Origin of the sequence: Nitratireductor sp. CH_MIT9313-5 (genome assembly GCF_037029545.1) — a bacterium.
GTDB lineage: Bacteria > Pseudomonadota > Alphaproteobacteria > Rhizobiales > Rhizobiaceae > Chelativorans.
Genome location: NZ_JAYMER010000031.1, coordinates 1 through 641 on the forward strand (window position 1 = coordinate 1; position 641 = coordinate 641).

A 641-nucleotide genomic window follows, 5' to 3' on the forward strand; every position below is an offset into this window, starting at 1 on the left:
CGGCGTGGTTTCCACCCCGTGCTCCTTCTTGAAGCGGTCCGTCTCTTCGCGCGTCGTCAGATGGTGGTCCTGCACCGTGTAACCGTTGCGTTCAAGCAGGTCCTTGGACTTCAGCCCGTAGGGGCACACATGGTCGGGCATGACCATTCGGTAGAGATCCGCCGTTTTCGTCTTTTCCTGGATTGCCATGAGATAACCTCCGGTCTGCGGTGCAGTTACCGCGAGCAGGCGTAGTAGCCAGTGTAGCCGACCTTCAGGCCTTCATCGAGTTCGAAGACAAGTTCAGCTTCCTTGCGCGGGTCGTCCTCCTCGTCGAAGGGACCAACCGCGACAGTCATCCCTTCGGTGGTGAACTGCGCGCTTGCGGCCGCCGGATCAGCCGGGCTCTCGAGTTCAACAAGCACACCGTTCAGTTTCGCTGCGGCGCCGCTGCCATCACGAGCCGCCCAGAGGATGGGATCGCTCTCTTGGCTTCGGCGGAAGGTGCAGCGTTCACCCGGCTGCAGCACCTTGTCGGCTTCTTCCTTGGACATTGGCGCAAGATCCAGAGAGGAGATCATCACCTTGTTCAAGGCATCCTCAACGCTGCCAGGTTCAGGTGCCGGATCCTCATAGATCTCTTTCACCACATTTCCATCGGC

2 pseudogenes are annotated in these 641 nt (G+C 59.6%); both read right to left on the minus strand.

The annotated features are described in order from the left end of the window. Positions 1-189: pseudogene (locus WA367_RS18125) on the minus strand (glutaredoxin); the annotation flags it as partial. Between the two features lie 26 nt (positions 190-215). Further along, positions 216-641, minus strand: a pseudogene (locus WA367_RS18130) (DUF305 domain-containing protein); the annotation flags it as partial.